The organism is Clostridium beijerinckii HUN142 (genome assembly GCF_000621745.1).
GTDB classification, from domain to species: domain Bacteria; phylum Bacillota; class Clostridia; order Clostridiales; family Clostridiaceae; genus Clostridium; species Clostridium beijerinckii_A.
In genome coordinates, this window is record NZ_KK211341.1 from 20,673 (window position 1) to 45,343 (window position 24,671).

The window sequence follows — 24,671 nt, forward strand, 5'->3', positions numbered from 1 at the left end:
TGCATTTATTATCTTATCACTTTTACTAAGCTTCCCACCCATTATTGGTGTAAATGTTAAAGATATAATATCCTGTCTGCTTAGTTCTTCTTTATCATTTATTTTATTTATTATATCATTGAAAATTGCATCTCCATCCTTATTAGCCATTGATATTGCATTGACTTTATAAGAATTTATTCCACTATTGTATTCACTTATAGGATCTTTTATATCTCCTGAATAAACAACGTATGTCACAACATCTTTACCAGTTTGAAAATTAAGGAGAGATTCATAGGTTCTAAACCTTCTTAAATCTTCAATTCCCTTGTTAGTAGTTTGAAATTCAAAATGAATGTAACTATCATCTTCCATTAGGAAAGTGTAATCCATTAGCATATTCTTTATCTCAAGGACAACAATTTCAGTAGATCCAGTATCTTTTACTTTTTTATCTATACCAAAAAATTTCAAACCTTCTTCTGCAAATATATCCATTGCTCTTTTCATTATCATATCTTCATAATTTATTTGTTTCACCAATGCACCTCCTATCTAAAGATGTTTTTTATATATTTTATCTCTTTAATCATAGAGCTTTTATTTAATATTATTATACCATCTCAATATAAATAAACATAGTAAATAGGCCTTAGTAAATTTTTAAAGTTGCCTACGAAAAATATGGTATCAAAATCATACTTAAATTTAATCAAAAGATATGTAATCCCTTAATTTTAACCATATATCCTTTATGAGAACAAAATGAAGGAGGTTAAAACTATGGCTGTAACTAAAACTATAGACTCTGTTTCTCTTAGTATTGAAGTTCAAAAAGGTCTAGACAAGGCGGGTGATCCAATTTATACAAAAAAGACTTTTTCAGGTATAAAAACAGATGCTACACCTGATAATGTATATGCTGTTGCAGATGCAATTAAAGGTGTTATGGAAGCAAATACTAGAGATTACTTTATTAATAAATCGTCTAGTTTAGCAAATTCTTAGGATCTTATTCTTAGGTAAATTTTAAAGATTGGAGGTAAATTAAATGGAATATTCTTTATCTATGAATTTTTTAACTGTAGCTGGTGAAAAAAGTACTTTAAGTGTTTCTGGAGTTAAACCTACTCTTACAAAAGATGAGGTTAACGCACTTATGGATACTGTAATTGCTAAGAATGTTTTCAAAACTAATTCTGGTGATTTAGTTAAGAAATCTGGTGCTCAAGTTACTCAAAGACAAGTTACTAAATTTGAGGTAGCTTAGTCTTTAAATAAAAATGGAAGTTTGTCCTGATTACAGGGATAAATCTGAGCTTCATTTGTTCCTTATGATAAATATATCTTGAAAAACAGTAAAGAGCTTAAGGCTAGATTAAATCTAACTCTTAGGCTCTTAGAAATCATATAATTTTTAATCTAACAAAAGCACATTAAGTCACTTAATAAATATTTCCGTAATAAAAAAATTCAAATTAAATTTTCATAATACTCATATTATAATTCTTCACCATTTGTTTCTACAACTTTTTTATACCAATAAAAACTCTTTTTCCTGGTACGTTTTAAAGTACCTCTACCTTCATCATCCTTGTCCACATATATAAAGCCATATCGTTTTTTCATCTCTCCAGTGGATGAACTTACTAAGTCTATACATCCCCAAGGTGTATATCCCATTAGTTCTACTCCATCTTCATTTACTGTATCCTTCATAGCCTTTATATGTTCTCTTAAATATTCAATTCTATAATCATCTTCAATATTTCCATTTTTATCAACAATATCTGCAGCTCCCAACAATAAATAATGGTTTTTGATAACGGTCATATAATGAATTCAATGTTATTCTAAGCCCTAGTGAATCAATCTGCCATCCCCATTCACTTGTCTTTAAATATGGATTACGTAAAGTTGGAAATAAATTTGCCGCTGTCTGTTTTGCATTTATATTTGGGTCAGCACTTGTTAATCGAGAACCATAATAACTAAATGAAACAAAATCAACTGTATTATTCTTTAAAAGTTCCTCATCACCATCTTCTATTTTTAAATTTATATTCATTTTTTCAAACATCTTCTTTGTATAATTAGGATATTCCCCTCGAGCCTGTACATCAATGAAAAAGTAATGTTCCCTATCTCTATTCATTGCTTTCCACACATCTTCTGGCGCGCAAGTATATGGGTAAGTATTAGCACCTGCCAACATACATCCTATCTTAAATTCCGGATTTATTCCATGTGCAATTTCAATTGCTTTTGCACTTGCAACTAATTGATGATGGGCTGACTGATACTTTACAGCATCTTCATTTTCGCCTTCTTCAAAAACTAAGCCGGAGCTTCCAAATGGCAAATGTAATATCATATTAATTTCATTGAAAGTAAGCCAATACTTTACTTTATCTTTGTAACGAGTAAATATTGTTTCACATAATCTTTCATAGTGCTTTACCATTTTTCGGCTTCTCCAAGAACCAATTGTCTTTACTAAATGCATCGGAACATCAAAATGTGTTATTGTAACTAGTGGCTCTATGCCATATTTTAAACATTCGTCAAAAACATCATCATAAAATTTTAACCCTTCTTCATTAGCTATAACATCATCTCCATTAGGAAAGATACGTGTCCATGCTATAGATAGTCTAAAACACTTGAATCCCATTTCTGCAAGTAGTGCTATATCCTCTTTATAATGATGATAAAAATCTATTGCTTCGTGACTTGGATAATAATGCTCCTCATCACACTCCATCATTTTTATTTTTCCTCTCATTACAGCCACACGATCTTTTCCTGCCGGAATAACATCAACTGTAGATAATCCCTTATTTCCTTCTAAATATCCACCTTCGCATTGGTTCGCAGCGGTTGCTCCCCCCCACAAAAATTCTTCTCTTAATGTCATGAAAATCCACTCCTAAATAATTATTTATACTTTTAAAACTACTAATTCATCATTATAGTCAATATTTCCACTACAGTTACTTGTTACTTCTGAATAATCATTAGTATTAGTAATTATAATTGGAACTTGAGTTATATACCCTTCTTCTCTTATTTTTTCTAAATTAAAGGTTACTAAAGTTTGTCCTTTACTAATTCTTTGATCTTGACTAACATCAGCCTCAAAGTATTTTCCGTTTAAGTCAACTGTATTTAAACCTACATGTATAAGCATTTCAATACCATCATCTGATAATAGACCTATTGCGTGTTTTGTTGGAAATAGTGAAACAACTTTTCCATCAAAAGGGGAAATAACTTTTCCTTCACTAGGTTCAATTGCAACTCCTTTTCCCATTAATTCTGATGCAAAAGCTTCATCTTTAACTTCACTTAATTCAATAATAGTTCCCTTTAATGGACTAGCAATACTAGAGTCTTTTACTTCTATCTTCAGTTCTGATGCTTCTACTACTTCTTCAATAGTTTTATCTGTTTTTTCATATTTAAAACTTAAAATGTATGTTAATACTGCTGTTACAACACATGAAATAATTAATGCGATAATGATATTATATAAAAACTGCATTGTGTTATCGCCAATATAAAGTAGTACTGCTGGCAATCCAGAAGATCCAGTTGCAAAACGATGTGTGTGTGTTAATCCTGCATAGAGACCTCCAAATCCGCCACCTATCATTGCTGAAATCAATGGATATCGTTTAGGAAGGTTTACTCCATACAATGCTGGTTCAGTAATACCCATTAAGCCAGTAATTCCAGCTGATGTTGCAAGCTGCTTTGTTTTTGAATCTTTTGTTCTTAAACTTACTACAAACGCAGCTGTTCCTTGTGCAATATTGGAGCAAAGACATCCTGGTCCAAAAATGCTATCATAACCTAAATTAGACATTTGCATAACACCTAGTGGTGCAACGCCATTGTGTAGTCCGAACATAACCATAATAGGTAAGAAACCACCAATTATAAGAGCTGGTGCCCAACTTGCATTTGTACTTAAGAATGTAAAAATTAATGCTAAATAATTTCCTATAATGCTTCCTATTGGTCCAAGAATTGATAAAGCTAATGTTCCCATAATTATAAAAGTCAGCATTGGAACAAATACCAATTTTACAGATTCAGGAATATATTTTTCAAGCCACTTTTCTACATATGATTGTACAAGTATAACCAATATAATTGGTATTACACTTGATGTATAAGTAGTAAGTGTGAATGGTATAACTCCAAAGAAATTAACTGCTTCTTTTTGGGCTACCATTGCTCCCCAAGTGGGATGCATCATAATAAATGATACTGATGCTGCCAAAATCGGATTGCACTTTAACTTCTGAGCTTCTGTAAAGGCCAGTAAAATAGGTAAGAAATAGAAAACTCCATCTGCAAAAAAGTTTAAAATAGTATAAGTCTGTGATTTGTTAGATATAACATTAAACACAACTAGCAAAGCAAGTAACGCTTTTACCATACCTGCTCCAGATAAAGCTGGTATAATAGGCTGGAATGTTCCTGAAACAAAATCAATAATAGTTCCTGCCACACTCTTTTTCTCAACTGCTTTAGCATCTTTATTTTCTCTTTTTGTACTTGTTGTTTCTACATTTTTTTCAATTTCTTCAAAAACTGATTTTACGTGGGGTCCAATTACTACTTGAAATACGCCTCCATTAATAATAACTTTAGCAACACCCTCTAATTTTTCTAATGCTTCTTTATTAGATTTATTCTCGTCATTTAACTTAAATCTCAGTCTTGTTTGACAGTGATATACATCGTTAATATTTCCAGCTCCACCAACATAATTGAGTATTTCATTTGCTAATTTCTCATATTGTTTACTCATTAATATCTTCTCCTTTTCTTCTATTTTTCTAACGATTACAAATCATAGAAATATTTTTAATTACACTTATTTTATAAAACTCTAAAATCAATATCTTATGAAGTGTAGATATTTATCTTTTGAAAAGTGTAATCGTTGTACTTGATAAGCCTATATTATCACATAAAAAAACGTATTCAATACTTATGACTAAACCCGAAACAAGGTTTTATTTTCAATATATATAACGATAAATATGTGAAATATTTTGAAACATGATATATTGTAAAAATCAATGTATTATGTTTCTTCTTTTGTAGTATTCAATATTAGATTACTGAAGAAAATTGATAATTAAGCAAATCGTAGAGTTTTATAAATATATAGAATAAACCAACTTTCTTTTATTCATTTGTATTTTCCTTCATATTATTAAGAGAAGCAATTCTAGCCTGTTCTAGCTCTCGAGAATTCATTATTTTATAATTAAGGTTTTCTTGATAGTTTCTTGCAAAGTAACAAGAATATAAGATATTTAGGATATGCATGATGGATTCTTCTGTTGTATAACCAGCAATTTTGCTATACAATCGCTCACGAGAGGATATCGTTAGTATGCAATAGATTTCTTCCCTCATATAGTTAACTCCACCACTTGTAATTCCAATCATTGAGACTTTATTTTCTTTTAAATTCTTTATAAAACTTACTGGCTGACGCTCTTTGTTATTTCCTGAATATGAAATAATTATTGCACAATCATTTTCTTTAAGTGCTGCAGACATCATTCCCCCTTCTCCAATAGGAGCAACCTCCACAAGTCTTCCAATAGACATCATTTTTCTTTTGAATAACTCTTCAATATAAATACTTGGACTATACCCAAATAACACGATTCGATTTGACGATAGCAATATTTCCACTGCATGTTCTAATGTTTTGATATCCATCAAATCAGCAGTATCTAAAATACTCTCAACTTGCAAAGTGCTTAATTTTCTTATTATCTCTTTCATTGAATCATTTTTATCAAATGGAAAATTAGGACTAATATCAGAATAATGAGTTTTTTCATAATAAGATTCTTCTATAAATGATTTCATAAATTCTTTCCAGCCTGAAAAACCTAAGGTCTTTGCAAACCTTACCAAGGTTGCCTTTGATGTATATGTAAGATCAGCAATTTCTTGCATAGAATATTCATTAAGTTTATTTTTTTCTCTTAGTACAAATTCGCCTATAATCTTATTGGTTGTATTGTTTTGCATTTTAATCTCTTCAATTTTTTGAAATAAATACATAAAAACCTCCTATAATCAATCCGAAATTATTTATATCAATAGTTTTCCCTATATAGATATAAGAATATCCTTCTGTTGTAGGCTATGTCTAATACCTATATTCTATATTCATCATGCTTTTAAGGCATTTTACTTATAAAAATGACCCATTATACTGTAATCACAACTGCTAATGCGCCCACATAACTTACTGATGTAATTGATAATATTCTTAAAGCCACACCTCCTAGAGCAGCACCAATTCTATCACCTAAAAATCCACTATATTTTCCTTAATTATTATTTATAGTTGCAAAAAGAGACACTCTTTCGAGTGTCCCTAAATGCATTGTTAAATAAATTATGAGTTAATAATTTAAAATCCATTTATGAATTATTTCATTGGTTTTTCCCATTCTCTAATTGTTTGGATATCAGCATGTCTTGCTAATTCCTCCATTTTGTTTATCTCTTCCTTTGATAAAACAATCTTTGAAGCTTTAACGGCATCTTCTACTTGTCTTCCTTTAGTCACACCAACTATTATAAATATTTTTTATTTTTATTACACAGAAATCAAACTTTTTGATTGCCCACAGACCATACTTTCTTTTCAGTACTTGTAGAAATAGTATTCTGTGCCATAACCCCTACTAATCTATGTGATACATATGGCTTTTCAAGATACTTTATTTCTTCATCAGTTAATTTTAATTTTACAGCATTAACTGCCCCTTCCACATGATGAAGCTTAGTAGCTCCAACTACAGGTGATGCAACCTTTGTTAGTAACCATGCTAAAGAAATTTCTGTCATCGAAACATTCTTCTCATTTGCAAGTTCTGATACACGACCAATAATTACATTATCATATTCAGCCATTTCATCGTATTTAAATTTTGCATATGCATCTTGTTCCAATCTTTTTGAAGTCTCCCTTGGCTTCTTCGCTAATCTTCCACTAGCTAATGCACTATAAGGCGTCATAGCTATATTATCTTCTCTGCAAAGTTGCGCCATTTCCCTTTCTTCCTCTCTAAAGATAAGGTTATAATGTCCTTGAATAGAAATGAATTTAGCAAAACCTTCTTTTTCTGCAATAGCATTTGCTTTTGCCAATTGCCATGCAAAACAATTTGATATTCCAATATTACGGACTTTTCCTGACTTTACTGCGTTATTCAAACCATCTAATATATCATATATAGGTGTTTGATAATCCCACATATGGTATATATAAAGATCTACATAATCCATACCTAAATTTTCAAGACTTTTATCTAGCATTTTTTCAATATGCTGTTGTCCAGAAATACCTTTTTCTATTTCTTCAACAGTTCTAGGAAGAAACTTTGTTGCTATTACGACATCCTCTCTTTGGGTAAAATCTTTAATTGCCTTACCTAAATACTTTTCGCTAGTACCACTTTGATACGCTATTGCCGTATCAAAAAAGTTTATTCCAAGCTCAAGACCTCTTTTGATAATTTTTCTAGAATTTTCTTCATCAATTGTCCAGCTGTGCTGACCATTGCTTGCATCTCCAAATCCCATACATCCCATACAAATACGTGATACATTCAAATCTGAGTTTCCTAATTTAATATATTCCATTTCCATCTTACTCCTTTGAAATTTAATTATTCTTTTCATATAGGCATCATATTTTAAAGTATAGTATTTGAATATTCCTCTAAGCTTTTTCTTATAATCCTAAACCTGTTACCCATTCTCTAATGTTTTCTATTGTTGCTCCTGCACTGAATCTTTTTCCTGAAATCCAATTAACAGAATGATCGCAGCATACCTTTAATATCTTGTCACTATTCCCAAAACCACTCCCCCCTGAAGTACAGAAAGTAACTACTGTCTTTCCTGAAAAATCGTAACTTTCTATAAAAGTATTAATAATTGTTGGAGCTATATACCACCAAATTGGAAATCCTACAAATATAACATCATATTCCTCAAAATTATTCACCTTATCAGCAATGGATGGTCTTGAATTAGGATCATTCATTTCTATACTACTGCGGCTATTCTTATTATTCCAATTTAAATCTTCCTTTGTATATGAATCTTCTGGCTTTATTTCATATAAATCCGCTCCTGTAGCTATTGAAATTTTTTCAGATAACTTTTTTGTAACACCACTTACTGAAAAGTAAGCTACTAATGTTTTACTCATAATTTCATCTCCTTATTTTTATTTTATAAGTAAATAACCCTTACGCTTTTAGAATACTCCCTTAACTCAACTTAATGTCAATACATTTTTTAGAAAAACTTATTAAAGTGTGCCTATTTTTAAAGAAATTATAATTATGAAAATATCTCGTTTGAAAAATGTTTCATACACGCTAAAAAGAAGCTATACCTAACGGATTTTAATCCGCTAATGCGATATCCCTAATACACAACTCAAGTAATTAAGGAGTTCATGATGTTTATTATTTTAATTAAAATTATGATTTATAATTTCAATTAATTTAAATTCTTGATTTTCATATTCAAATTTTAATATACAACAGTTTCCAATTCTTTCTTTTTGATTAACAGAACTTGTATGTGCCCAATATCTCATGAAATTCCTACAAGCTGCACCATGAGAAACTGCCAAAACTATTTCATTATCTTCTTCCATTATTTTTTTGCAGGTATCAACAATTCTCTTTTGAAATTCTTTTTCTTCTTCTCCTCCATACTTAGAGAAAAATTCACCATAAGGAAGCGGTGGATTTAAGTCTTCACTTTCTCCTTCAAATGTTCCAAAATTCCATTCTTTTAAACCTTTCAATCTTTTATAAGGAATATCAGTAACTATTTCTAAAGTGTCACATGCTCTTTCAGAAGTTGAACTATAGGCGTGATCAAATTTAATATTGTTATCTTCAAAATACTTTGCTGCAACTTTTGCTTGCTTAATTCCTAATTCAGTAAGTGGTGAATCACAGAATCCTTGAACCTTTCTTCTAAGATTAAACATCGTTTGTCCATGTCTCATTAAATATAATATCTTTTTCATATATATCTCTCCTATCCCTGAATTTAAAAAATTAAAAATTATACTCTTTTTCTTCTAAAGAATTTTCAGTAAATGCGATTAATAATAACACTTAATATATCAAATATAATAAAATATATAATATATTGTCGTTCATCATTCTTCTTTAATAATCTGAGATTTAACAAATCTTTCAGGTTTCTAAAATTTTAATTTTTTATATAACTAAGTTGTACTATAAAAATAGAAAACCATAGTTACTCTTTATTTCTCTACGATTTTCTTTCTTTCTTTTCTTTTTATATACTTTTTTCTGTTATATCTAATCTACCCAGACTTCCTTTGCTAGGTTAAATGTAGCCCAAGCATTTGGCCATCCTATATAAAATGCTAAATGCGTTATAATCTCAGCAATTTCTTCTGCAGTAACTCCATTATTTTTTGCATTTGTCAAATGATATTTTAGAGAGTTATCAAAAATTCCTTTTGTCATTAAAGTTGTTACTGTAATTACACTACGATCTCTAAGTGATAATTTATCCTCACGAGCCCAAACCTCACCAAATAAAACATCATCATTTAATTCTGCAAATTTAGGTGCAAATGTACCAAGTGCATCTCTTCCAGCTGTTTGTTTTTTCATAATCATACCATTCCTTTCTATATAAACCCAATATTAATTCTATCAAATCATTTAGTCTTTATTTTAATTTCATATATTCCTCATCTGTTACAGGTTCACACCATTCATTTGAAGCACCTTCCACTGGAACAGATAATGCTAAGTGTGCAAAAGCCTCATCGTGCACAGCACCATGCCAATGTTTAATTTCAGGTGCAATGTATACTACATCTCCGCTCTTTAAAGATTGTGGTTCACTGCCTAACTCTTGATACCAGCCACTACCTCCTACACAGATTAATATCTGTCCACCTCCATGATGAATATGCCAGTTATTACGGCATCCTGGTTCAAATGTAACATTGGCAATAAATGCTTCTTTAGTATTTAAGACACCTAAATAGCTTTTTCCAATAAAATATGGTGCATAAGCAGTATTTTCTTCTCCAAGTAAAAAGTCAGATACTTTTTCTAATTCTTTTCTCTCCATTTTTCTCTCTCCATTTCAAATTTATCGTTTTTTACAAATCCATTATTAGTAAAATGATATTTGATACGCATAAAAAAACTCCATAAGCTTCCTTTTATAGCACACATTTATCTTGCATAAGTTTCTTCAATCACTTATGATAAATGTATTGTAATACCTAAACCTAACTCGAGGTCAATACTAAATTTAAATTTTTTGGAGGTAATTTATGTATTCAATTGGTGATATTTCAAAAATGTTAAATATATCTATATCGACACTACGTTATTATGATAAAAGCGGACTTCTTCCTCTTGTTAATCGAAACTCTGGTAATATTAGAGTATTTGATGATACAGATGTAGAATGTTTAAAAATGATAGAATGCTTGAAAAATACAGGCATGCCACTTAAAGATATCAAACAATTTTTTGAGTGGTGCGAAGAAGGTGATCCTACAATTGATAAGCGATATGAGTTATTCATGTATCAAAAAGAAAAAACTGAAAAGCAAATATCACTCTTACAAGATGCTTTAAAAAGAATTAGTTACAAATGTGAATTTTATAGAATTTCAAAGGAAAATGGTACAACTAATCTTCCTGGATTACGAGAAGAACTGGCTATGAAATTCTTAAATCAAGATACAGAAAAATAATAATACAAGAAGACTGTATGAAGATTTTTTTAATAAATCTTCATACAGTCTCCACTTTTATGCAATAATTAAAATTTCTATTTCCTTAGAACTTTAGCCTTATTTAGTGTAAATAACAGTTAACCTCAAATCACGTGTAGTTACTCGAATCCTATTAGAGTAACTACACTTTTATATGTTTAGGCTTTTCTTTCAATTACAAATAAGTACTAATGCATCCATGCCTTACACTTTTATTTATTTACATTTTCTTTGATATAAGCTGTAAGTTTTTCCACTGACATTCCATTTTTCGCTAACAATTCTACTGGATTAAAATCTGTGTGGAATGCTTTAGAAATACCAAAGTTTTTAACTTTCATTGCACTATCACCATAGAAAGATGCAATATTTTGACCATATCCACCCATAAGTTCACCATCTTCCAAAGTGATTACTAATTGATGATCTGTTTTCAAAGAGTTTAATAATTCTTCATCTAGTCCTGTTAAAAATCTAGGATTAATTACTGTAATTTCCATACCAGTCTCTTCTTTAATCTTCTTTTCAGTATCAATAGCCATCTGTAACATAGGTCCAACTGCAACAATTGCCACTTTTGAGCCTTGTTTTTCTATCTTATTTTTATTATAATCTGAATAATCTGTTGTATCAGTTATTCCTGTTTCAGAAAGCATTCCTGCTACTCTGATTCCAACTGGATGCTCTTTTTGAGATGTGGCAAATTTAAACATTTGCTTATACTCTTCTTTACTTGTTGGTGCCATATATATCAAATTAGGTATATGTGCAAACATCTGGATATCACATAAAGCAATATGAGTATTTGAATTCATACCATATACTCCTGGCATAAGTACAAGTATTGTCGCTGGATTATCATTTAAGCACAAATCATGAGACATCTGGTCATAAGTCCTTTGTAAAAATGGAGCAAATGTTCCAAATACAGGTGTTCCACCATTTTTTGCAATACCACTACTCATTGCAACTGCATTTTCTTCTGCAATTCCTACATCTATAAATTGTCCTCTTTCAACATACTCTTCACGAACACCTTGAACAAATCCAAGACCCATTGGTGTTCCAGCATTTAACACAACTGCCTTATCATTATTGTCAAGAAGTTCCTTTAAACTTTCAAATACAGTGTTGTCGCTTGCCCAACCACCATTTTTAGGTGTTCCATCTTCTGCATTAAACGGTCCTCCAGCATGCCATGCTTCACGATTAGCTTCTGCATAGGAAAGTCCCTTTCCTTTTATGGTATGAATATGTAAAACAATCGGATGATCAATTCCTTTTACACTTTCAAAAAATTCTACTAACTTTGCAATATCATGACCGTCTTCTAAATACTTGTAATCAAGACCAAATGCAGTAAACATATTCTTTGAGCTTACTCCATTTGTTTCTCTTAATTCTCGTAACGTCTTATATATACCACCATGATTTTCAGCGATACTCTGATCATTATCATTTACAATTATTATCAGATTTTTATTATATTCTCCTGCATAATCAAGAGCTTCTAGAGCTTCTCCTCCTGAAAGTGAACCATCTCCAATTATTGCAATTATATTTTCTTCTTCTTTTTTAAGATCTCTTCCTTTTGCCAAACCTAATGCTAATGAAACAGATGTTGAAGTATGACCTATTGTAAAGAAGTCATGTTCGCTTTCTAACGGATTAGTATAACCTGTTACGTCAGCAAAATGTGCTGCATCTATAAAAGCTTCCTTTCTTCCAGTCAAAATCTTGTGTGGATAACTTTGATGGGAAACATCAAATACAAATTTATCCTTTGGTGAATCAAAAACATAGTGCATGGCAACGCTCATTTCCACCATTCCAAGGTTTGGTCCACTATGACCTCCTGCATTACTAATTTTATTAATTAATGCTGCTCTCGTTTCATCTGCAAGCACCTTTAATTCTTCAATTCTTAACTTCTTAATCTCCATAGGTGAGTTTATTTTTTCTAAAAACATATTTTTTCTCCTTATCATTTAATTTTGGCAGGCGTTTTACTAACGCCACAACCCATTTAGTCTATAACTTTTCTTTTATCATAATCCCTTAACTTAACTCAAGGTCAATAAGTATTTTTATATTATTTATTTTTTTCATGCGTAGATTTATTATCGATACAACTTCATAAAGCGCTTTAGAATAAATAATTTATATACAGTCTAACACTTAGACCTAACTCTAAGTCAATACTGAATTTAAGTAAGATTCTAAAATAAAAAAGTAACTTCGTGTTTGCAATAGTAAGTTCGTGATAAAGGTATAGAAAATATCGGAATTTTCTTTACAGTATATGCCATAGCTTTATTTATTTCCAGACCAGTATTCGGTAAAATAATAGATAGGCTAGGTTTTGTATTTGTAATTATATCTATGGTACTATTATCTCAGTCTTCTAATATCACCATGTTTTTTATTACTGCCTTTATTTACAGAATAGGTTTTGGTGCGGCTCAATCAAGTTTACAGACAATGGCCGTAACTGGTGTGTCCTCTTCAAGATTAGGCGCTGCAAATGCTACTTTCTTCACTGCCTTTGATTGCGGAGTTGGATTAGGTGCAGTAATTTTAGGAATAGTTTCATCAAATATTGGATATGGTCCAATGTATCTATTGGCAAGTTGCTTTGCTATTATAGCATTTATCCTTTATTTGATTATTGGTAGAAAAAAACTTAAATTTTAGCAGAATGTTGAATTCTAAAATTATTTAATATATCTAAATTCTCAAATTTATACTTAAATATACTCAAAATAAAGAATTATACAAACAAATACACTTTATAAAGGAGATAATTAAATATGGATAACATTAGTAACCTTAATGCGGCAATTTATAGAAATGCTCAAATTATAATAAATTCTAAACTTATAGATTTAAATATTAAAAGTGGTCAACATGACTTTTTCCATGTAATCTCAAAAAATCAAGGTATAAGTCAGAAAGAATTGAGTGAATTTTTATATGTAGGTAAATCAACTACTGCAAAAGCTGTAAAAAACTTAATGAAAAATAATCACCGTGTTTATAGATTGTATTTGACTGAAAAGGGCAAGGAAGTTCTTCCAATAATATAATCCAACTTTTCTAGAAATAAAGACTATTTTTTCAAGGAATTTATCCAATAGTGAAGAAGAACAAACACTTATTGCTCTAAAAAAAATTCTATCTGTAATTTCTGAAGAGAAAAGTAACTTACATACGTATATTGATTAAAATAGAAAATAGCAACAAACCTTTTTGAGTTTATTGCTGTTTTTTTATTGTTAAATTATCCTATTTAATAATTCTTCATCTAATCCTGTTAAGAATCTAGGGTTAATTACCGTAATCTCAATACCAGCCTCTTCTTTAACCTTCTTTTCAATATCAATAGCCATCTGTAACATCGATCCAACTGCAATAATTGCCACTTTTGAGCTTTGTTTTTCTATCTTTCTTCTATATTGACCCAAAATACACACAATGATGTTACAATGGAATTAAATAACCTGAAACTCCTTCCATTTACCACCTTTAAATCTGACAATGTAAATTATAGATCGAAGCAGCCAATCTCCACCCATAGCAACCCATATGCCAACAACTCCCATATTGAACACAATTCCCAAAATATATCCAAGGGCTATACGTAAAATAAACATAGAACTGATTGAAATTATCATTGTAAAACGTACATCTCCTGCTGCACGAAGTCCATTTGAAAGCGTAAATGAAACTGGCCATAAAAATATTGCAAAACAATTATGTATTACTACAAGAATATAAGTTAATTTAGTTACTTCTGGAGATAGAGTATATAAGCTTAATATCCAAGGAAGCAGTAAAATTTGCACTAAACTAATACAAAATGTTCCTATATATGTGATCTTTATTATTTTTTTTGTGTAATAATCTGCTTGCTTGTAATCACCTGCACCAACACATTGACCTATAACTGTAACTATTGCAAGATTCATAGCTGTTGCAAAACTTATTGATATTCCAACCAAACTGTTTGTAATTCCATTTGCAGCGATTTGATCTGTTCCAAACAATGCTATAATGCTAATCAAAAGAACTCGTCCTAATTGAACAATTCCATTTTCTATACCATTAGGAATAGCTATATTTAAAATCTTTTTAATCATTTCTACATTCCAAGATAAAAGTTCTCTAAAACTTATAAAAATCTGGTTCTTCTTATTTAGAGATAAACATACCATAATTATTGCAGCTACTAAACGTGCGAGGATTGATGAAACTCCAACACTTATAACTCCAGCATGTAATACAAATATTCCAATAGCATTTCCCACTAAATTAATTAAGTTCATAATTATGGAAGCAACCATAGGTACACGTGAATTTCCCATAGAACGAAACAATGCCGCACCCGAATCATATATAGCTAAAAATGGATATGATAAAGCTGATAAAACAAAATAGGTAATCGCTGCATTCATTACTTCTGCTTCAACATTTCCAAATAAAATTTGTAGCAATGGTTTATGAAATAAAAATACAATTAATGTAATTCCTACAGAAATAATTGAAGATATTGTGATTAACTGACTGGCTGCATTACAAGCCTGTCCTTTATCTTTGTGTCCAATATACTGAGAAACCACAACTGCTCCTCCTGTAGTAAGTGCAGCTAGAATATTTATTAGAAGCATATTTATCATATCTACTAATGAAACACCAGAAACAGCTTCTTCTCCAGCATAAGAAACCATCATTGTAGCAATTATCCCAACAATTATAATTAGAAGCTGATCTAGAAATATTGGAATTATTAATTTCCTAAGAGCCTGATTCGAAAACATAAAAGTACCTCAACTTCCTTATAAAATAAATTATCTTAGTGAACTCTTATAATTATTTAAAGTATAACATTTGATTTATACTACGCCTAATGCTTATATTTTATTTTAACTATGCTTAAAAGGCATTATTAAAAACTACAGATAAAACGAAAGGATAGTCTTTTTATAAATCAAATCATAGCAACAAATACTATTTATAATACAACAAAACCATCAGCTTCTCTATCTGATGGTTAAAACACTAAATTCTTTCTGACAAAAGCTGTCCGCCAAATCCAATGTTATCCTGATCATTTTCCTTTAATAAAACTATAAAAGCTTGCTCAGGCACATTCATAAGCTTTGATGCAGTTCCTGTAAGTTCCTTTACTAATTCACTCTTTTGCTCTTTATTTAATTTTCCTGCTTCTACTGTTATAACTGGCATATTCATTTCTCCCTTTTCTTTATATACTTTTAATTAGGCTAATGGACTTATTATTTTTTCATTGGTCCTTGTTATATAGATTTTCCTAATTCATATGCTTGAGTTGGGAATTTAGTTTGTTCCAGCACTTCTCTTACAGGACATCCTGTTGCAAATAACTTTCCTGCATCTTCCCAATTCATAAAACCAAGTATAGCTTCATAAGTTTTTTCTAAGCCTTCCATTGTTGAAGCATCTTCACCATAAGAAGTTGCAATAATCATTGCTTTTTTATTTCCTGATAATTTAGCATTATTTCCATGGAATCTGTCTACAACTGCTTTTATTTGTGCAGACATTGTGTAATAATATATTGGTGTTACAAACACTACCATATCTGACTCTATTATTTTTCCATACCAAGCATTCATATCATCTCTACGTACACATTCTCCATCATGGATTGCACAGTATTCACATGCTAAACATGGCTTTACATTTCCAAATGCTGAATCAAAACGTAATACTTCATGTCCTGCGCCAATAGCTCCTTCGATAAATTTATCTGCCAACAAAGCAGATGTACCTTTCTTATGTGGACTTCCCGTAATAACTGTCACCTTCATTTTTACTCTCCTTCTAAATTTAAAATTATATTCTTTACAATTAATTGTATTTGTTTTTCATCGATATATTAACTATAAAGCCTTAAGTCAAGTTAAGGTCAAGAGTTTTTTTAGTTTATATCCTGTTTATTTCTAATGCTTAAAAAACCTCTTTATTTGCAACATATTTATATTGCTTAAAGAGGTTCTTCATACATCCCGTCAAAAACATTTCTCAGGTATATATTCCGTATTTAAGTATTTTCTATATTTTTCTGCTCTCCTTCCATTCTGCAATCAATTCATTTGTAATAGGTTCACACTTCTGATCATAATTATCAATTTTATAATTAATAACCTCCATGGTCTCATGTATGTCATGCATTTTTTTCTCTAGTCCCGCCTTTGTTTCAATTAGTATCTCCCTTCTCGCCTCCTTAGTTGAAATTCCTTGTAAAGCAAGCTGTATATATTCACGGATAGACTCTAGTGACACCCCTGCTTTCTTAAATCTCATAGCAAACTCAATCCAGTGTATTGCCATTTCATCATAATCCCTAATTCCTGATTCCGTCCTAGGAACTTCTGGAATTAAACCAATTCTTTCGTAGTAACGCAGATTATCAATGGATATCCCTGTTTTTCCTGACGCTTCCTTTATTGTCATTTATATCCCCCCTTTTTAGACCTGTAATAATGAAATAATCATATTAATTTCTAAAGCTCTTTATTTAAAAGATCGTAACCTTTCAACTTTCATTATGCCTAATAACTTCTCTTAATTTAAATCCTTTGTTTTTATATTCATATACAAAAATACAACAATTCGTAAATCCTTTTTCTAATTCTTTCATAGGGTCTTGAATCCCTCTTAAAAAGTTGAAACAAGCACCGCTATGTGACACTGCAAGAACACTATTATGATCTTCCTTTTCCATTATTTCAGTTAATGCTTTCATCATTCTATCTCTTACAGTATTCGAAGATTCTCCTCCATAAGGCAAATAAAATGTTTCACAATCTTTAGGTGTTTTGGGATTTAAATCTTCACTTTCACCTTCATAAGTGCCATAAAACATCTCTTTTAATCCCTTTAATCTTGTGTAAGGCATCTTATATTCTGTTACAATTTCCAAAGTATCAACACATCTCTCAGATGTTGAACAATAAGCATGATCAAAAGTTATATTATGATCCTTGAAATGCCTTCTCGCAGTTTTAGCCTGTTCTACCCCTTTTTCAGTTAGTGGAGAATCAGACCATCCCTGAATTTTGCGACGCAAATTAAATAAAGTTTGTCCATGTCTCATTAAATATAACGTCTTTGCCATTTTATCACCTCATTATCAATTATTTTTCATCTTATATATTAAATAATCTAAACAGTCTAAATTCTTCTGATTATTGTGTATTTCATCTAGTAGTTTTTGTCTCTGCTCCTTCAAAATATGAATCTTTTCTATGTTAAAGATATCACCTTGATTTAATAATTCTATATACTTTAATATTGAATCGTTACTGAGTCCCACATTCTTTAAGGTAATAATCACACTTAGGTGCCTAATATCCTTATCTTCATATTCTCTTACACCATTAACTCTTTTCACATCATCGAGTAATCCGATTTTTTCATAATACCTTAATGCTGTAATAGAAATATTGAACTTTTCACTCACTTCTTTAATCTTCATTCTTCTGCCTCCTTTAAAAAATGCAAGATCAAGCTCACTCTCATTTTGCTGTTTAATTTAATCTATTGAGTTTGAAAGCCTCTCCATGTGCAAGTACATAAATTCGTTATGCATTTTCAACAAGTCCATATAAGTCATCAGGATTAGTCATAATACATGTTGATCTGCTATTAATAAATGTTCCCGCATTTCCTAACCATATAATAATAGTTTTATCTGATATATCAAATTCTTCTGATCCAAATGGCTTAGTTCTCGGTGCACGCGCTTGTTTTTTATTTTTTTACTCAGTTATATTTTGCCCTTCCTTTACCAAATTTTAATAAAAAAAATGCAGGTTTTCTTTTGAATACCTACATATTATCTTAATGTATTTAGTATGTCTAATACCTATTTTCTATTTCAAATTATACCTTCAAGGCATTAATGATTTTTTCAATAAATTTTGTTGTTGCTGAAGAAAATACCTGATGTTTCTTCCATACTATAACTGTTCCTGTTTCAAGTTTAGGATAGAACGGTTTAAAGCATAGATTTGTTTCATCATTTATATTGATTAATTTTTCAAAACATATAGCATAACCTAACCCTTCTTCTACCATAATTGATGCATTATAAATAAGGTTATAGGTTGCAATAACATTAAGTTTTTCATATTGAACACCAAACCAATTTTCGATTTCATTTTGAACTATAGGACGTTTAGTGTTTATAACTGGCATATTAATCAAGTCATCTGGCGTTACATTCTCTCTATTAGCCAACGGACTGTTTTTATGCATAAGCACTCCCCAAGTTTCTTTATTAGGAAGCCTGATAAAATCATATTTCTCAATATTAACTGGTTCCGTAAGCAACCCAATATCTATCAGTCCTTTATCAATTCTTTCCTTAATATCATCTGCATTGCCACTATATAGACCGTATTTCACTTGCGGATATTCTTTATTAAATTCTTTAATTAAATTGGCCAGAACATGCATAGCATTAGCTTCTCCAGCACCAATAAATATTTCACCGGTAATTAGGTTATCCTGTTCTCCGAACTCTCTTTCCGTCTTACCAACCAAATCTAAAATTTCTTCAGCTCTTCTGCGAAGAAGCATTCCCTCATCAGTAAGAGTTATCTTAGATTTTCCTCTTGTAAATAATTGAACACCTAATTCTTCTTCTAGCTGCATCAATTGACGAGATAACGTTGGCTGAGTTATATGTAGTATTTCCGCGCCTTTCGTAATACTTTCTTCTCTAGCAACTGTCAAAAAATATTTTAATACTCGTATCTCCATTTTAATTTCTCCGTCTACCTTCTACATATTAAAAAAGTTATTTTATATTAATATTATTATAACTTTTTGTTCCTTTACTTTTCAATCCAATTAACTATCGAATTTTTTGCACTCTTCACGTTGCCTCCATAAATTACAAGTTCTTTTTTCACCTTTGCACCTGAACAAATTTCTTTAATATCATTTTCATTATGCCCCGTTCCTCCTCCTTCATGAGTGCAGAAAAGGAACAATCGTTCCTCATCAAAATCATACTCTTCCAGGGCTGATATCACCAATACTTTTTTACTCTTTTTATCATCTTCATATTTTTGTGCTCTTTTTAACTATTAATAACCTATTTATAACACTTAAAGTTCGCTCCAAGTCAAATATTTTATTCAAGAAAATCTCTAAAATGAAAAACTAACTTCTTGATTACAATAGTAAATTCACCTTACGCGAAATTAGTATTGCATATAAAACTAGTTGAAGGTTCCAAATAAATTATCTAGACTTATATAAAAATATAAACTAGATTAATAATCTCTAAATAATTAATAAAAAAGTTTAACGTATGCTCCTCATCCGTTGCACCTACTAAGTTTACTCATTCTAAATTTTACACCATTTTTACACCATAGTTTTATTTAGATATGTCCACTTATATTTTCTTAAAAATATGGACATTAGTATTCTCAACACTTGTAGCCATTTATAGTTATTTAAATTATCCTTTTCATTGAATCAGGAGTTCGATTCTCCTATGGGTCACCAAGTTAGAAAACATCAGCATTTAGAGTTCTAAATTGTTGGTGTTTTTTCTATTTTTAACGCCATAGTTTTTTTGAAAATTTATATTTAAAATTCATTTTTTTACTAGCAAAAAAATTAAACACCTATATTTATATAGATGTTTCGATTTCTATTATATGAATACTAATACTTCCATACCAGTGCCTTTCCCTACATTAAGATGAGAAAGAACTTATAGATTTTGTATTCTTTAGAAATTATACAGTTCTAGATTATACTCATATTAAAAATGTGTACTACTCTACTGCTATTCTAAAAAAGAAAACCATCCTTAAGAAAATCCTTAGTAATATTTCTTGCTATTATGCAAATTTAATTATCTAAAAAAAGAACTACTTAAAATATTAATGAAGTCAATAAAAATAATAAATTTAAGTAATTACCCTTTCTAAGCCTTCCTATTCCGTAAATTATAACTCGTTTACGATCAGACACAGGCACTCTTATTTCCATAGAAAGTAACATATAAGTTTTCCTGCATACTTGCTGCTTCTTCATCTTTGTAATCCGCCTTGCATTGCCAAGCAAATGGTTTGACTCACTAAGTGTTTATTCAATATGTCAAAAGTAGAAAAAAAGTATAAGTCGGTATTAATTATCCCGACTTATAGCTAATTAATTTGATTAAGCAGCATTATTTTATCTGATGTCTAGCCGCTGTAAAACTCCCACTTCTATAAGTAGGAGATAACATCGGCACGACCCTAGATAAGTTCAACTAAGATTCAGCTGGTGATCAAGCCCCACCTGAATCAAGTTTCACTTGATTATATGATAAAATTAAGCTCTTTCCATTTCATTAAGGTGTAGCGCTAATAAAACTTCCAGCAGAATTTACATCTCCGCTTCCTTTGTACTCTGGGTAAGCAGGATATTCTAAAAGCGGACGTGTGCGGCCTTTAGTCTTTTCAGACTGATCTGTTACAATCAAATTCTCAGGAGATTTATTATTTACTATCCATTGATCCAATGCACCCAATGTATCGGATCCCATATTCCAGGTTTCTGAGTTATAATGGCCATTTCCTGGAACCATATAGAATTTTACAAACTCTCCAAGGGGGTCTTTACCAAATTTGTTAACTAACTGATTATAGTAGTCAATTGTGCCTTGGAAGGTAACAATTTGATCTCCCGCTCCATGAATAAGAATCAATTTTCCTCCATTATTTTTAAAAGCTGAGATATCTGGATTTGTAGCATCAAGTAATTCTGAAGCTTGCACAACTTTATCACGCCATTTATCTGCATCAAAATTTTCAGGATTAAAATTATCATCACGAACTATCATATTTTTAATAACGGCATCCCCAGATTCTGTCATCACACCATCCCTAGCAGTTGGCGCTGTACCAAATTGGTTTAGATACATATCGGCTAAAGGTGCTCCCTTAAAAACAGGATATCCTGGCATAGTGTTTAATCCATTGGCAAGAGGATAATTAAATTTCATTGGTGAAGCAAATGTTTCTAATGTTTTTATCTGAGCATCTGATAATATATTTTTTAAAGCTTTTAAAACTTCATCCTTCTTTTTTTCAGCTCCGGAAATGTTGCTTATTATGCCATCCTTAACACCGTCTAATCCATCATCTATTCCAAGTATGGTTTGATTAACAAGCTTATACTGTTCAGGGCTGATCCAACCTGCTCCATTATTAGCTTTTACGGCATCTCCATTCCTGCTATCTGTAATTGCTTTAGGTACCCAGTTTAATACAGGAAAATAGCAAATAACGCCGTTATATTCTGTTGGAAAACGTTGTACAACCTTCAACGCTTCTCGTCCGCCATTAGAACCACCAACAAAATATACCTGAGACGGCTTGGATTTATAAAAAGCCTGTACTATTTCTAGTGCGGTATCTTTTGTTTTCTTTAACTGATCAGAAGCAAAATTATTCAAGGCTTCATCATTAAGCGCCCATTTACTATCCCAATATGAAGAATTTACATGACCACTATCACTACCAAATGTCACATAGCCTTGAGCCAAAGGTGTTGGATCTGAAACCATTTGCCCGTAATATCCATTATCAGCAGTAACCAGAGCACCATCAAATCCGCCGCCACCATATTGTAATATTTTACTGTTCCATTTTACAGGAAGGTTAACCTGAAAGTTAATGTCTGGCGCATTTTTATCTACTGGATGGATTGCACCTAATACCTTGCAGTATTCTCCATTCAGATTACCCTTTTCATCAGATTTCACTATAATTGCTGAACTAATTGTAGCACCTGATGTAGGCAGCCCTATTTTCGATGCAGGAATTTCTGCTGGTATCGTAAAATTGCTTGATGCATCATAAACTTTAAAATCTTTTTGATTAGTGGATGATGATGTAGCAATAACTATAGAATCTTTTTGATTAGTGGAGGCTACTGCACTATTTCCATTAAACATGAACACACAGCTAGTAGCAAAAGCACTTACGGCGGTCCAACTTTTCTTTGAAATTTTCATTTTTTCGTCACTCCTTACTTTTGACTGACATTGTCAGAGTATTATCTGATGTCTAACCACTGAACCTCCCTCCTATTAATATAAGATTGATAAAATCATAAATTAGCAAAATTTGATTTATATATAATGCAAATTTTAACATATATTTCCATATATAAATATGTTATACTGATTTGGGCTAATATTCAATAAGTTTTCATAATAACTTTTTTGTAAAAAACCTCATTATGTTTTTAATTTTAGATAAATGAATTTTAATTTCATTTAAGGATGCTGCATCATCAACCTTAGTAAGAGATTGCTTTAATTTATTTAATGAACCTTCTGTATATTCAATTTCACGTCTAAAATATCTAAATTGACTTTCGCTTCTTCCCTTCATTCTTTAATAAATACTTAATTCTTAACATTCCTAAAAAATCTAAAAAAAGCTGATTATTACAGCTTTTATCTACTTCATCTATTATTAAAACTACTTTTTTCTCTGTGAATTCAATTAAATCAGTTATAAAATTGTTAAATTCATTCATAGAATTAATTTTCTCATATGTATATTATTTATAGAATTATATAGCAAAGAACATCTAAGTTCACCATTGAAAATAGAATTTCTAATGGCAAGAGCTATCTGCTTTTTATCAAAGATTTCTCTTATATTGTAAAATTCTTAAGAATAAATATTCCCAAATTCTTTAGAATTTTAGAATATTTAATAAATAAGCATATATCTTTTACAATAGTATATAAAAGGAATTCTAAAGGGCGATATATAATTTATGCCTATAAAAAGAACATCCAATGTTCCTAGAAATAATTTTAAATATGATGAAGCTGAAGTTTGTGGATTCACTAGTGAAACTTCTCTATCTGGTGACTACATATCTTCCTTCTCTTTTTATGGTGATTCTGATACTATTCAAACTAATTCAAAATGTAAATCTAATGATGTAATGCTATTCACTTCATTTTGAAGTGTTTATTGCCTTTAAATTTACTTATATTTTTTGCTTTGCTTTGATAACTTTTTTCTTTATGCACATTAAGTTAAATAGTTCAATATAAATTTGAATTATATTTCAATGCACAATATGAAAAGGCTTTTAACTAATTATCCGTTTCAGAATTCATAATATTATTAATAATATCATTTAATGAGACCAAAGTTCCAATCACTTCGAACTTTTCCATATCATTATTAATGTTATTTATATATACAGGTGTATTTTCATATTCACAGCTAGTATGAAGATTTTTCACTTCTAGTGCAATTTCCTTAACGTCCGTATAGTTCTTGTCATAATACTTTTTAACAATAGGCTTGTTATTAACAATATATTGCAAAACCATTGTTCTAGTAGTTCTAGAAATAGAGATGTATTTTTCATTAAATGAGCTTAAATAGAAACATTGGGCCTTCACTTGAACTTTTTTTATTCCACGTAGTAAAAAAAATTCTGTAAGTATTCTTCTATCTACTTCAAGATCCATGGCATCATCAGGAAGTATAATTGTTAAATTTCTCATTCTTAATTTTATAATTTCGCTTTTAATATCTTCTATACTAGGCTTGTCTTCATCAAAGAAATGATAATAAAACGGAACATTTGGTATAAATGACTCAAAATCATTTATACTTTCTAAATCATCATTTTCCTTTTTTATAATTAAGCTTTTATTACTAATAATTGCATAAAATCTAGCTGATTTAAACATATGCCTGAACCACCCTTCTTAAGTTTTTCACTATATTTTCATTTTTAACCA

At 30.4% G+C, this 24,671-nt stretch carries 27 protein-coding genes and 4 pseudogenes; 7 read left to right on the forward strand and 24 right to left on the reverse strand.

Annotated features, from left to right (window positions below; genetic code table 11):
* A pseudogene (locus T483_RS32365) lies at window positions 1–522 on the reverse strand (hypothetical protein); the annotation flags it as partial.
* Between the two features lie 243 nt (window positions 523–765).
* Between T483_RS32365 and T483_RS0127795 the strand changes: the two are divergent.
* Window positions 766–990: a DUF1659 domain-containing protein gene (locus tag T483_RS0127795; protein WP_026889756.1), complete on the forward strand. Its 225-nt coding sequence runs from the start codon at window positions 766–768 to the stop codon at window positions 988–990.
* Window positions 991–1,033: 43 nt separating this feature from the next.
* A complete protein-coding gene (locus T483_RS0127800; protein WP_026889757.1) occupies window positions 1,034–1,252 on the forward strand; it encodes a DUF2922 domain-containing protein in 219 nt (72 codons plus the stop codon).
* Window positions 1,253–1,482: 230 nt separating this feature from the next.
* Here T483_RS0127800 and T483_RS29940 read toward each other — a convergent pair.
* The 9 genes and pseudogenes from T483_RS29940 to T483_RS0127845 all read right to left on the reverse strand — a co-directional run bounded on the left by T483_RS29940 (window position 1,483) and on the right by T483_RS0127845 (window position 10,179).
* Window positions 1,483–2,899: pseudogene (locus tag T483_RS29940) on the reverse strand (6-phospho-beta-glucosidase).
* A 24-nt stretch (window positions 2,900–2,923) separates the two neighbouring features.
* Window positions 2,924–4,804 carry a beta-glucoside-specific PTS transporter subunit IIABC gene (locus T483_RS0127810; protein ID WP_026889758.1) on the reverse strand — a complete coding sequence of 627 codons (1,881 nt, stop codon included), beginning with the start codon at window positions 4,802–4,804 and terminating at the stop codon, window positions 2,924–2,926.
* 383 nt (window positions 4,805–5,187) lie between these two features.
* Window positions 5,188–6,084 (reverse strand): MurR/RpiR family transcriptional regulator, encoded by an 897-nt coding sequence (locus T483_RS0127815; protein WP_026889759.1) that lies wholly within the window; start codon window positions 6,082–6,084, stop codon window positions 5,188–5,190.
* Between the two features lie 373 nt (window positions 6,085–6,457).
* Window positions 6,458–6,598, reverse strand: a complete 141-nt coding sequence (locus T483_RS31400; RefSeq protein WP_155268555.1) for a hypothetical protein — start codon at window positions 6,596–6,598, stop codon at window positions 6,458–6,460.
* Between the two features lie 41 nt (window positions 6,599–6,639).
* Entirely contained in the window at window positions 6,640–7,677 is a 1,038-nt protein-coding gene (locus T483_RS0127825) for an aldo/keto reductase (protein WP_026889760.1), read from the reverse strand.
* Between the two features lie 91 nt (window positions 7,678–7,768).
* Window positions 7,769–8,251, reverse strand: a complete 483-nt coding sequence (locus tag T483_RS0127830) for a flavodoxin (protein ID WP_026889761.1) — start codon at window positions 8,249–8,251, stop codon at window positions 7,769–7,771.
* Window positions 8,252–8,518: 267 nt separating this feature from the next.
* On the reverse strand, window positions 8,519–9,088 hold the full coding sequence (locus T483_RS0127835) for a histidine phosphatase family protein (protein ID WP_026889762.1): 570 nt from the start codon (window positions 9,086–9,088) through the stop codon (window positions 8,519–8,521).
* 301 nt (window positions 9,089–9,389) lie between these two features.
* Entirely contained in the window at window positions 9,390–9,710 is a 321-nt protein-coding gene (locus T483_RS0127840) for a carboxymuconolactone decarboxylase family protein (protein WP_026889763.1), read from the reverse strand.
* Between the two features lie 58 nt (window positions 9,711–9,768).
* Window positions 9,769–10,179 (reverse strand): cupin domain-containing protein, encoded by a 411-nt coding sequence (locus T483_RS0127845; protein WP_026889764.1) that lies wholly within the window; start codon window positions 10,177–10,179, stop codon window positions 9,769–9,771.
* Window positions 10,180–10,387: 208 nt separating this feature from the next.
* Here T483_RS0127845 and T483_RS0127855 point away from each other — a divergent pair, with 208 nt between their 5' ends.
* A complete protein-coding gene (locus T483_RS0127855; protein ID WP_026889765.1) occupies window positions 10,388–10,816 on the forward strand; it encodes a MerR family transcriptional regulator in 429 nt (142 codons plus the stop codon).
* Between the two features lie 233 nt (window positions 10,817–11,049).
* On the opposite strand, the gene T483_RS0127860 is transcribed toward T483_RS0127855, so the two are convergent.
* Window positions 11,050–12,807 carry a 1-deoxy-D-xylulose-5-phosphate synthase gene (locus tag T483_RS0127860; protein WP_026889766.1) on the reverse strand — a complete coding sequence of 586 codons (1,758 nt, stop codon included), beginning with the start codon at window positions 12,805–12,807 and terminating at the stop codon, window positions 11,050–11,052.
* A 316-nt stretch (window positions 12,808–13,123) separates the two neighbouring features.
* Here T483_RS0127860 and T483_RS29945 point away from each other — a divergent pair, with 316 nt between their 5' ends.
* Window positions 13,124–13,531 (forward strand): MFS transporter, encoded by a 408-nt coding sequence (locus T483_RS29945; RefSeq protein WP_278247499.1) that lies wholly within the window; start codon window positions 13,124–13,126, stop codon window positions 13,529–13,531.
* 116 nt (window positions 13,532–13,647) lie between these two features.
* Complete coding sequence (locus T483_RS29950) at window positions 13,648–13,923, forward strand: MarR family winged helix-turn-helix transcriptional regulator (RefSeq protein WP_242841940.1); 276 nt, start codon at window positions 13,648–13,650, stop codon at window positions 13,921–13,923.
* Between the two features lie 189 nt (window positions 13,924–14,112).
* Here the strand turns inward: T483_RS29950 and T483_RS0127875 are convergent, their stop codons facing one another.
* From T483_RS0127875 to T483_RS29955, 9 genes are all read right to left on the reverse strand, one after another.
* Complete coding sequence (locus tag T483_RS0127875; protein ID WP_196244933.1) at window positions 14,113–14,301, reverse strand: transketolase C-terminal domain-containing protein; 189 nt, start codon at window positions 14,299–14,301, stop codon at window positions 14,113–14,115.
* Between the two features lie 27 nt (window positions 14,302–14,328).
* Window positions 14,329–15,654, reverse strand: a complete 1,326-nt coding sequence (locus T483_RS0127880; RefSeq protein ID WP_026889769.1) for an MATE family efflux transporter — start codon at window positions 15,652–15,654, stop codon at window positions 14,329–14,331.
* Between the two features lie 241 nt (window positions 15,655–15,895).
* Window positions 15,896–16,081: a 4-oxalocrotonate tautomerase DmpI gene (gene dmpI / locus T483_RS0127885; RefSeq protein WP_026889770.1), complete on the reverse strand. Its 186-nt coding sequence runs from the start codon at window positions 16,079–16,081 to the stop codon at window positions 15,896–15,898.
* Between the two features lie 71 nt (window positions 16,082–16,152).
* Window positions 16,153–16,686: a flavodoxin family protein gene (locus tag T483_RS0127890; RefSeq protein ID WP_026889771.1), complete on the reverse strand. Its 534-nt coding sequence runs from the start codon at window positions 16,684–16,686 to the stop codon at window positions 16,153–16,155.
* A gap of 244 nt (window positions 16,687–16,930) precedes the next feature.
* A complete protein-coding gene (locus tag T483_RS0127895; RefSeq protein WP_026889772.1) occupies window positions 16,931–17,332 on the reverse strand; it encodes a MerR family transcriptional regulator in 402 nt (133 codons plus the stop codon).
* 82 nt (window positions 17,333–17,414) lie between these two features.
* Window positions 17,415–17,996 (reverse strand): histidine phosphatase family protein, encoded by a 582-nt coding sequence (locus T483_RS0127900; protein WP_026889773.1) that lies wholly within the window; start codon window positions 17,994–17,996, stop codon window positions 17,415–17,417.
* Window positions 17,997–18,011: 15 nt separating this feature from the next.
* Window positions 18,012–18,356 carry a MerR family transcriptional regulator gene (locus T483_RS0127905; protein WP_026889774.1) on the reverse strand — a complete coding sequence of 115 codons (345 nt, stop codon included), beginning with the start codon at window positions 18,354–18,356 and terminating at the stop codon, window positions 18,012–18,014.
* Window positions 18,357–18,763: 407 nt separating this feature from the next.
* Window positions 18,764–19,645, reverse strand: coding sequence for a LysR family transcriptional regulator (locus tag T483_RS0127910; RefSeq protein WP_026889775.1), 882 nt, complete (start codon window positions 19,643–19,645; stop codon window positions 18,764–18,766).
* Between the two features lie 74 nt (window positions 19,646–19,719).
* The gene (locus T483_RS29955; protein WP_051560591.1) at window positions 19,720–19,923 is read right to left on the reverse strand and encodes a hypothetical protein; all 204 of its coding nucleotides are present in this window, start codon (window positions 19,921–19,923) and stop codon (window positions 19,720–19,722) included.
* A 676-nt stretch (window positions 19,924–20,599) separates the two neighbouring features.
* Between T483_RS29955 and T483_RS32370 the strand changes: the two are divergent.
* Window positions 20,600–20,764 (forward strand): annotated as a pseudogene (locus T483_RS32370) (sigma-70 family RNA polymerase sigma factor); the annotation flags it as partial.
* A 475-nt stretch (window positions 20,765–21,239) separates the two neighbouring features.
* On the opposite strand, the gene T483_RS0127925 reads toward T483_RS32370, so the two are convergent.
* The 3 genes and pseudogenes from T483_RS0127925 to T483_RS31410 all read right to left on the reverse strand — a co-directional run.
* Window positions 21,240–22,907, reverse strand: coding sequence for a tannase/feruloyl esterase family alpha/beta hydrolase (locus T483_RS0127925; protein ID WP_026889776.1), 1,668 nt, complete (start codon window positions 22,905–22,907; stop codon window positions 21,240–21,242).
* Between the two features lie 196 nt (window positions 22,908–23,103).
* Window positions 23,104–23,289 carry a hypothetical protein gene (locus tag T483_RS0127930; RefSeq protein ID WP_026889777.1) on the reverse strand — a complete coding sequence of 62 codons (186 nt, stop codon included), beginning with the start codon at window positions 23,287–23,289 and terminating at the stop codon, window positions 23,104–23,106.
* A pseudogene (locus T483_RS31410) lies at window positions 23,279–23,437 on the reverse strand (AAA family ATPase); the annotation flags it as partial. The gene T483_RS0127930 and the pseudogene T483_RS31410, both read right to left, overlap by 11 nt.
* 246 nt (window positions 23,438–23,683) lie before the next feature.
* On the opposite strand from T483_RS31410, the gene T483_RS0127940 reads away from it, so the two are divergent.
* Complete coding sequence (locus tag T483_RS0127940; protein ID WP_026889778.1) at window positions 23,684–23,878, forward strand: hypothetical protein; 195 nt, start codon at window positions 23,684–23,686, stop codon at window positions 23,876–23,878.
* A gap of 133 nt (window positions 23,879–24,011) precedes the next feature.
* On the opposite strand, the gene T483_RS0127945 is transcribed toward T483_RS0127940, so the two are convergent.
* The gene (locus T483_RS0127945; protein ID WP_026889779.1) at window positions 24,012–24,620 is read right to left on the reverse strand and encodes a hypothetical protein; all 609 of its coding nucleotides are present in this window, start codon (window positions 24,618–24,620) and stop codon (window positions 24,012–24,014) included.
* Window positions 24,621–24,671: the final 51 nt, after the last annotated feature.

Bases quoted from the DNA above. Each gene is read 5' to 3' on its own strand.
- dmpI (WP_026889770.1), bottom strand. From the start codon at position 16,081: ATGCCAGTTATAACAGTAGAAGCAGGAAAATTAAATAAAGAGCAAAAG.
- T483_RS0127840 (WP_026889763.1), bottom strand. From the start codon at position 9,710: ATGAAAAAACAAACAGCTGGAAGAGATGCACTTGGTACATTTGCACCT.
- T483_RS0127795 (WP_026889756.1), top strand. From the start codon at position 766: ATGGCTGTAACTAAAACTATAGACTCTGTTTCTCTTAGTATTGAAGTT.
- T483_RS0127845 (WP_026889764.1), bottom strand. From the start codon at position 10,179: ATGGAGAGAAAAGAATTAGAAAAAGTATCTGACTTTTTACTTGGAGAA.
- T483_RS0127930 (WP_026889777.1), bottom strand. From the start codon at position 23,289: ATGAAGGGAAGAAGCGAAAGTCAATTTAGATATTTTAGACGTGAAATT.
- T483_RS29950 (WP_242841940.1), top strand. From the start codon at position 13,648: ATGGATAACATTAGTAACCTTAATGCGGCAATTTATAGAAATGCTCAA.
- T483_RS0127900 (WP_026889773.1), bottom strand. From the start codon at position 17,996: ATGGCAAAGACGTTATATTTAATGAGACATGGACAAACTTTATTTAAT.
- T483_RS0127890 (WP_026889771.1), bottom strand. From the start codon at position 16,686: ATGAAGGTGACAGTTATTACGGGAAGTCCACATAAGAAAGGTACATCT.
- T483_RS0127855 (WP_026889765.1), top strand. From the start codon at position 10,388: ATGTATTCAATTGGTGATATTTCAAAAATGTTAAATATATCTATATCG.
- T483_RS0127825 (WP_026889760.1), bottom strand. From the start codon at position 7,677: ATGGAATATATTAAATTAGGAAACTCAGATTTGAATGTATCACGTATT.
- T483_RS0127895 (WP_026889772.1), bottom strand. From the start codon at position 17,332: ATGACAATAAAGGAAGCGTCAGGAAAAACAGGGATATCCATTGATAAT.
- T483_RS0127925 (WP_026889776.1), bottom strand. From the start codon at position 22,907: ATGAAAATTTCAAAGAAAAGTTGGACCGCCGTAAGTGCTTTTGCTACT.
- T483_RS0127945 (WP_026889779.1), bottom strand. From the start codon at position 24,620: ATGTTTAAATCAGCTAGATTTTATGCAATTATTAGTAATAAAAGCTTA.
- T483_RS0127815 (WP_026889759.1), bottom strand. From the start codon at position 6,084: ATGTATTTATTTCAAAAAATTGAAGAGATTAAAATGCAAAACAATACA.
- T483_RS0127880 (WP_026889769.1), bottom strand. From the start codon at position 15,654: ATGTTTTCGAATCAGGCTCTTAGGAAATTAATAATTCCAATATTTCTA.
- T483_RS0127905 (WP_026889774.1), bottom strand. From the start codon at position 18,356: ATGAAGATTAAAGAAGTGAGTGAAAAGTTCAATATTTCTATTACAGCA.
- T483_RS0127830 (WP_026889761.1), bottom strand. From the start codon at position 8,251: ATGAGTAAAACATTAGTAGCTTACTTTTCAGTAAGTGGTGTTACAAAA.
- T483_RS0127835 (WP_026889762.1), bottom strand. From the start codon at position 9,088: ATGAAAAAGATATTATATTTAATGAGACATGGACAAACGATGTTTAAT.
- T483_RS0127860 (WP_026889766.1), bottom strand. From the start codon at position 12,807: ATGTTTTTAGAAAAAATAAACTCACCTATGGAGATTAAGAAGTTAAGA.
- T483_RS0127810 (WP_026889758.1), bottom strand. From the start codon at position 4,804: ATGAGTAAACAATATGAGAAATTAGCAAATGAAATACTCAATTATGTT.
- T483_RS0127800 (WP_026889757.1), top strand. From the start codon at position 1,034: ATGGAATATTCTTTATCTATGAATTTTTTAACTGTAGCTGGTGAAAAA.
- T483_RS0127910 (WP_026889775.1), bottom strand. From the start codon at position 19,645: ATGGAGATACGAGTATTAAAATATTTTTTGACAGTTGCTAGAGAAGAA.
- T483_RS0127940 (WP_026889778.1), top strand. From the start codon at position 23,684: ATGCCTATAAAAAGAACATCCAATGTTCCTAGAAATAATTTTAAATAT.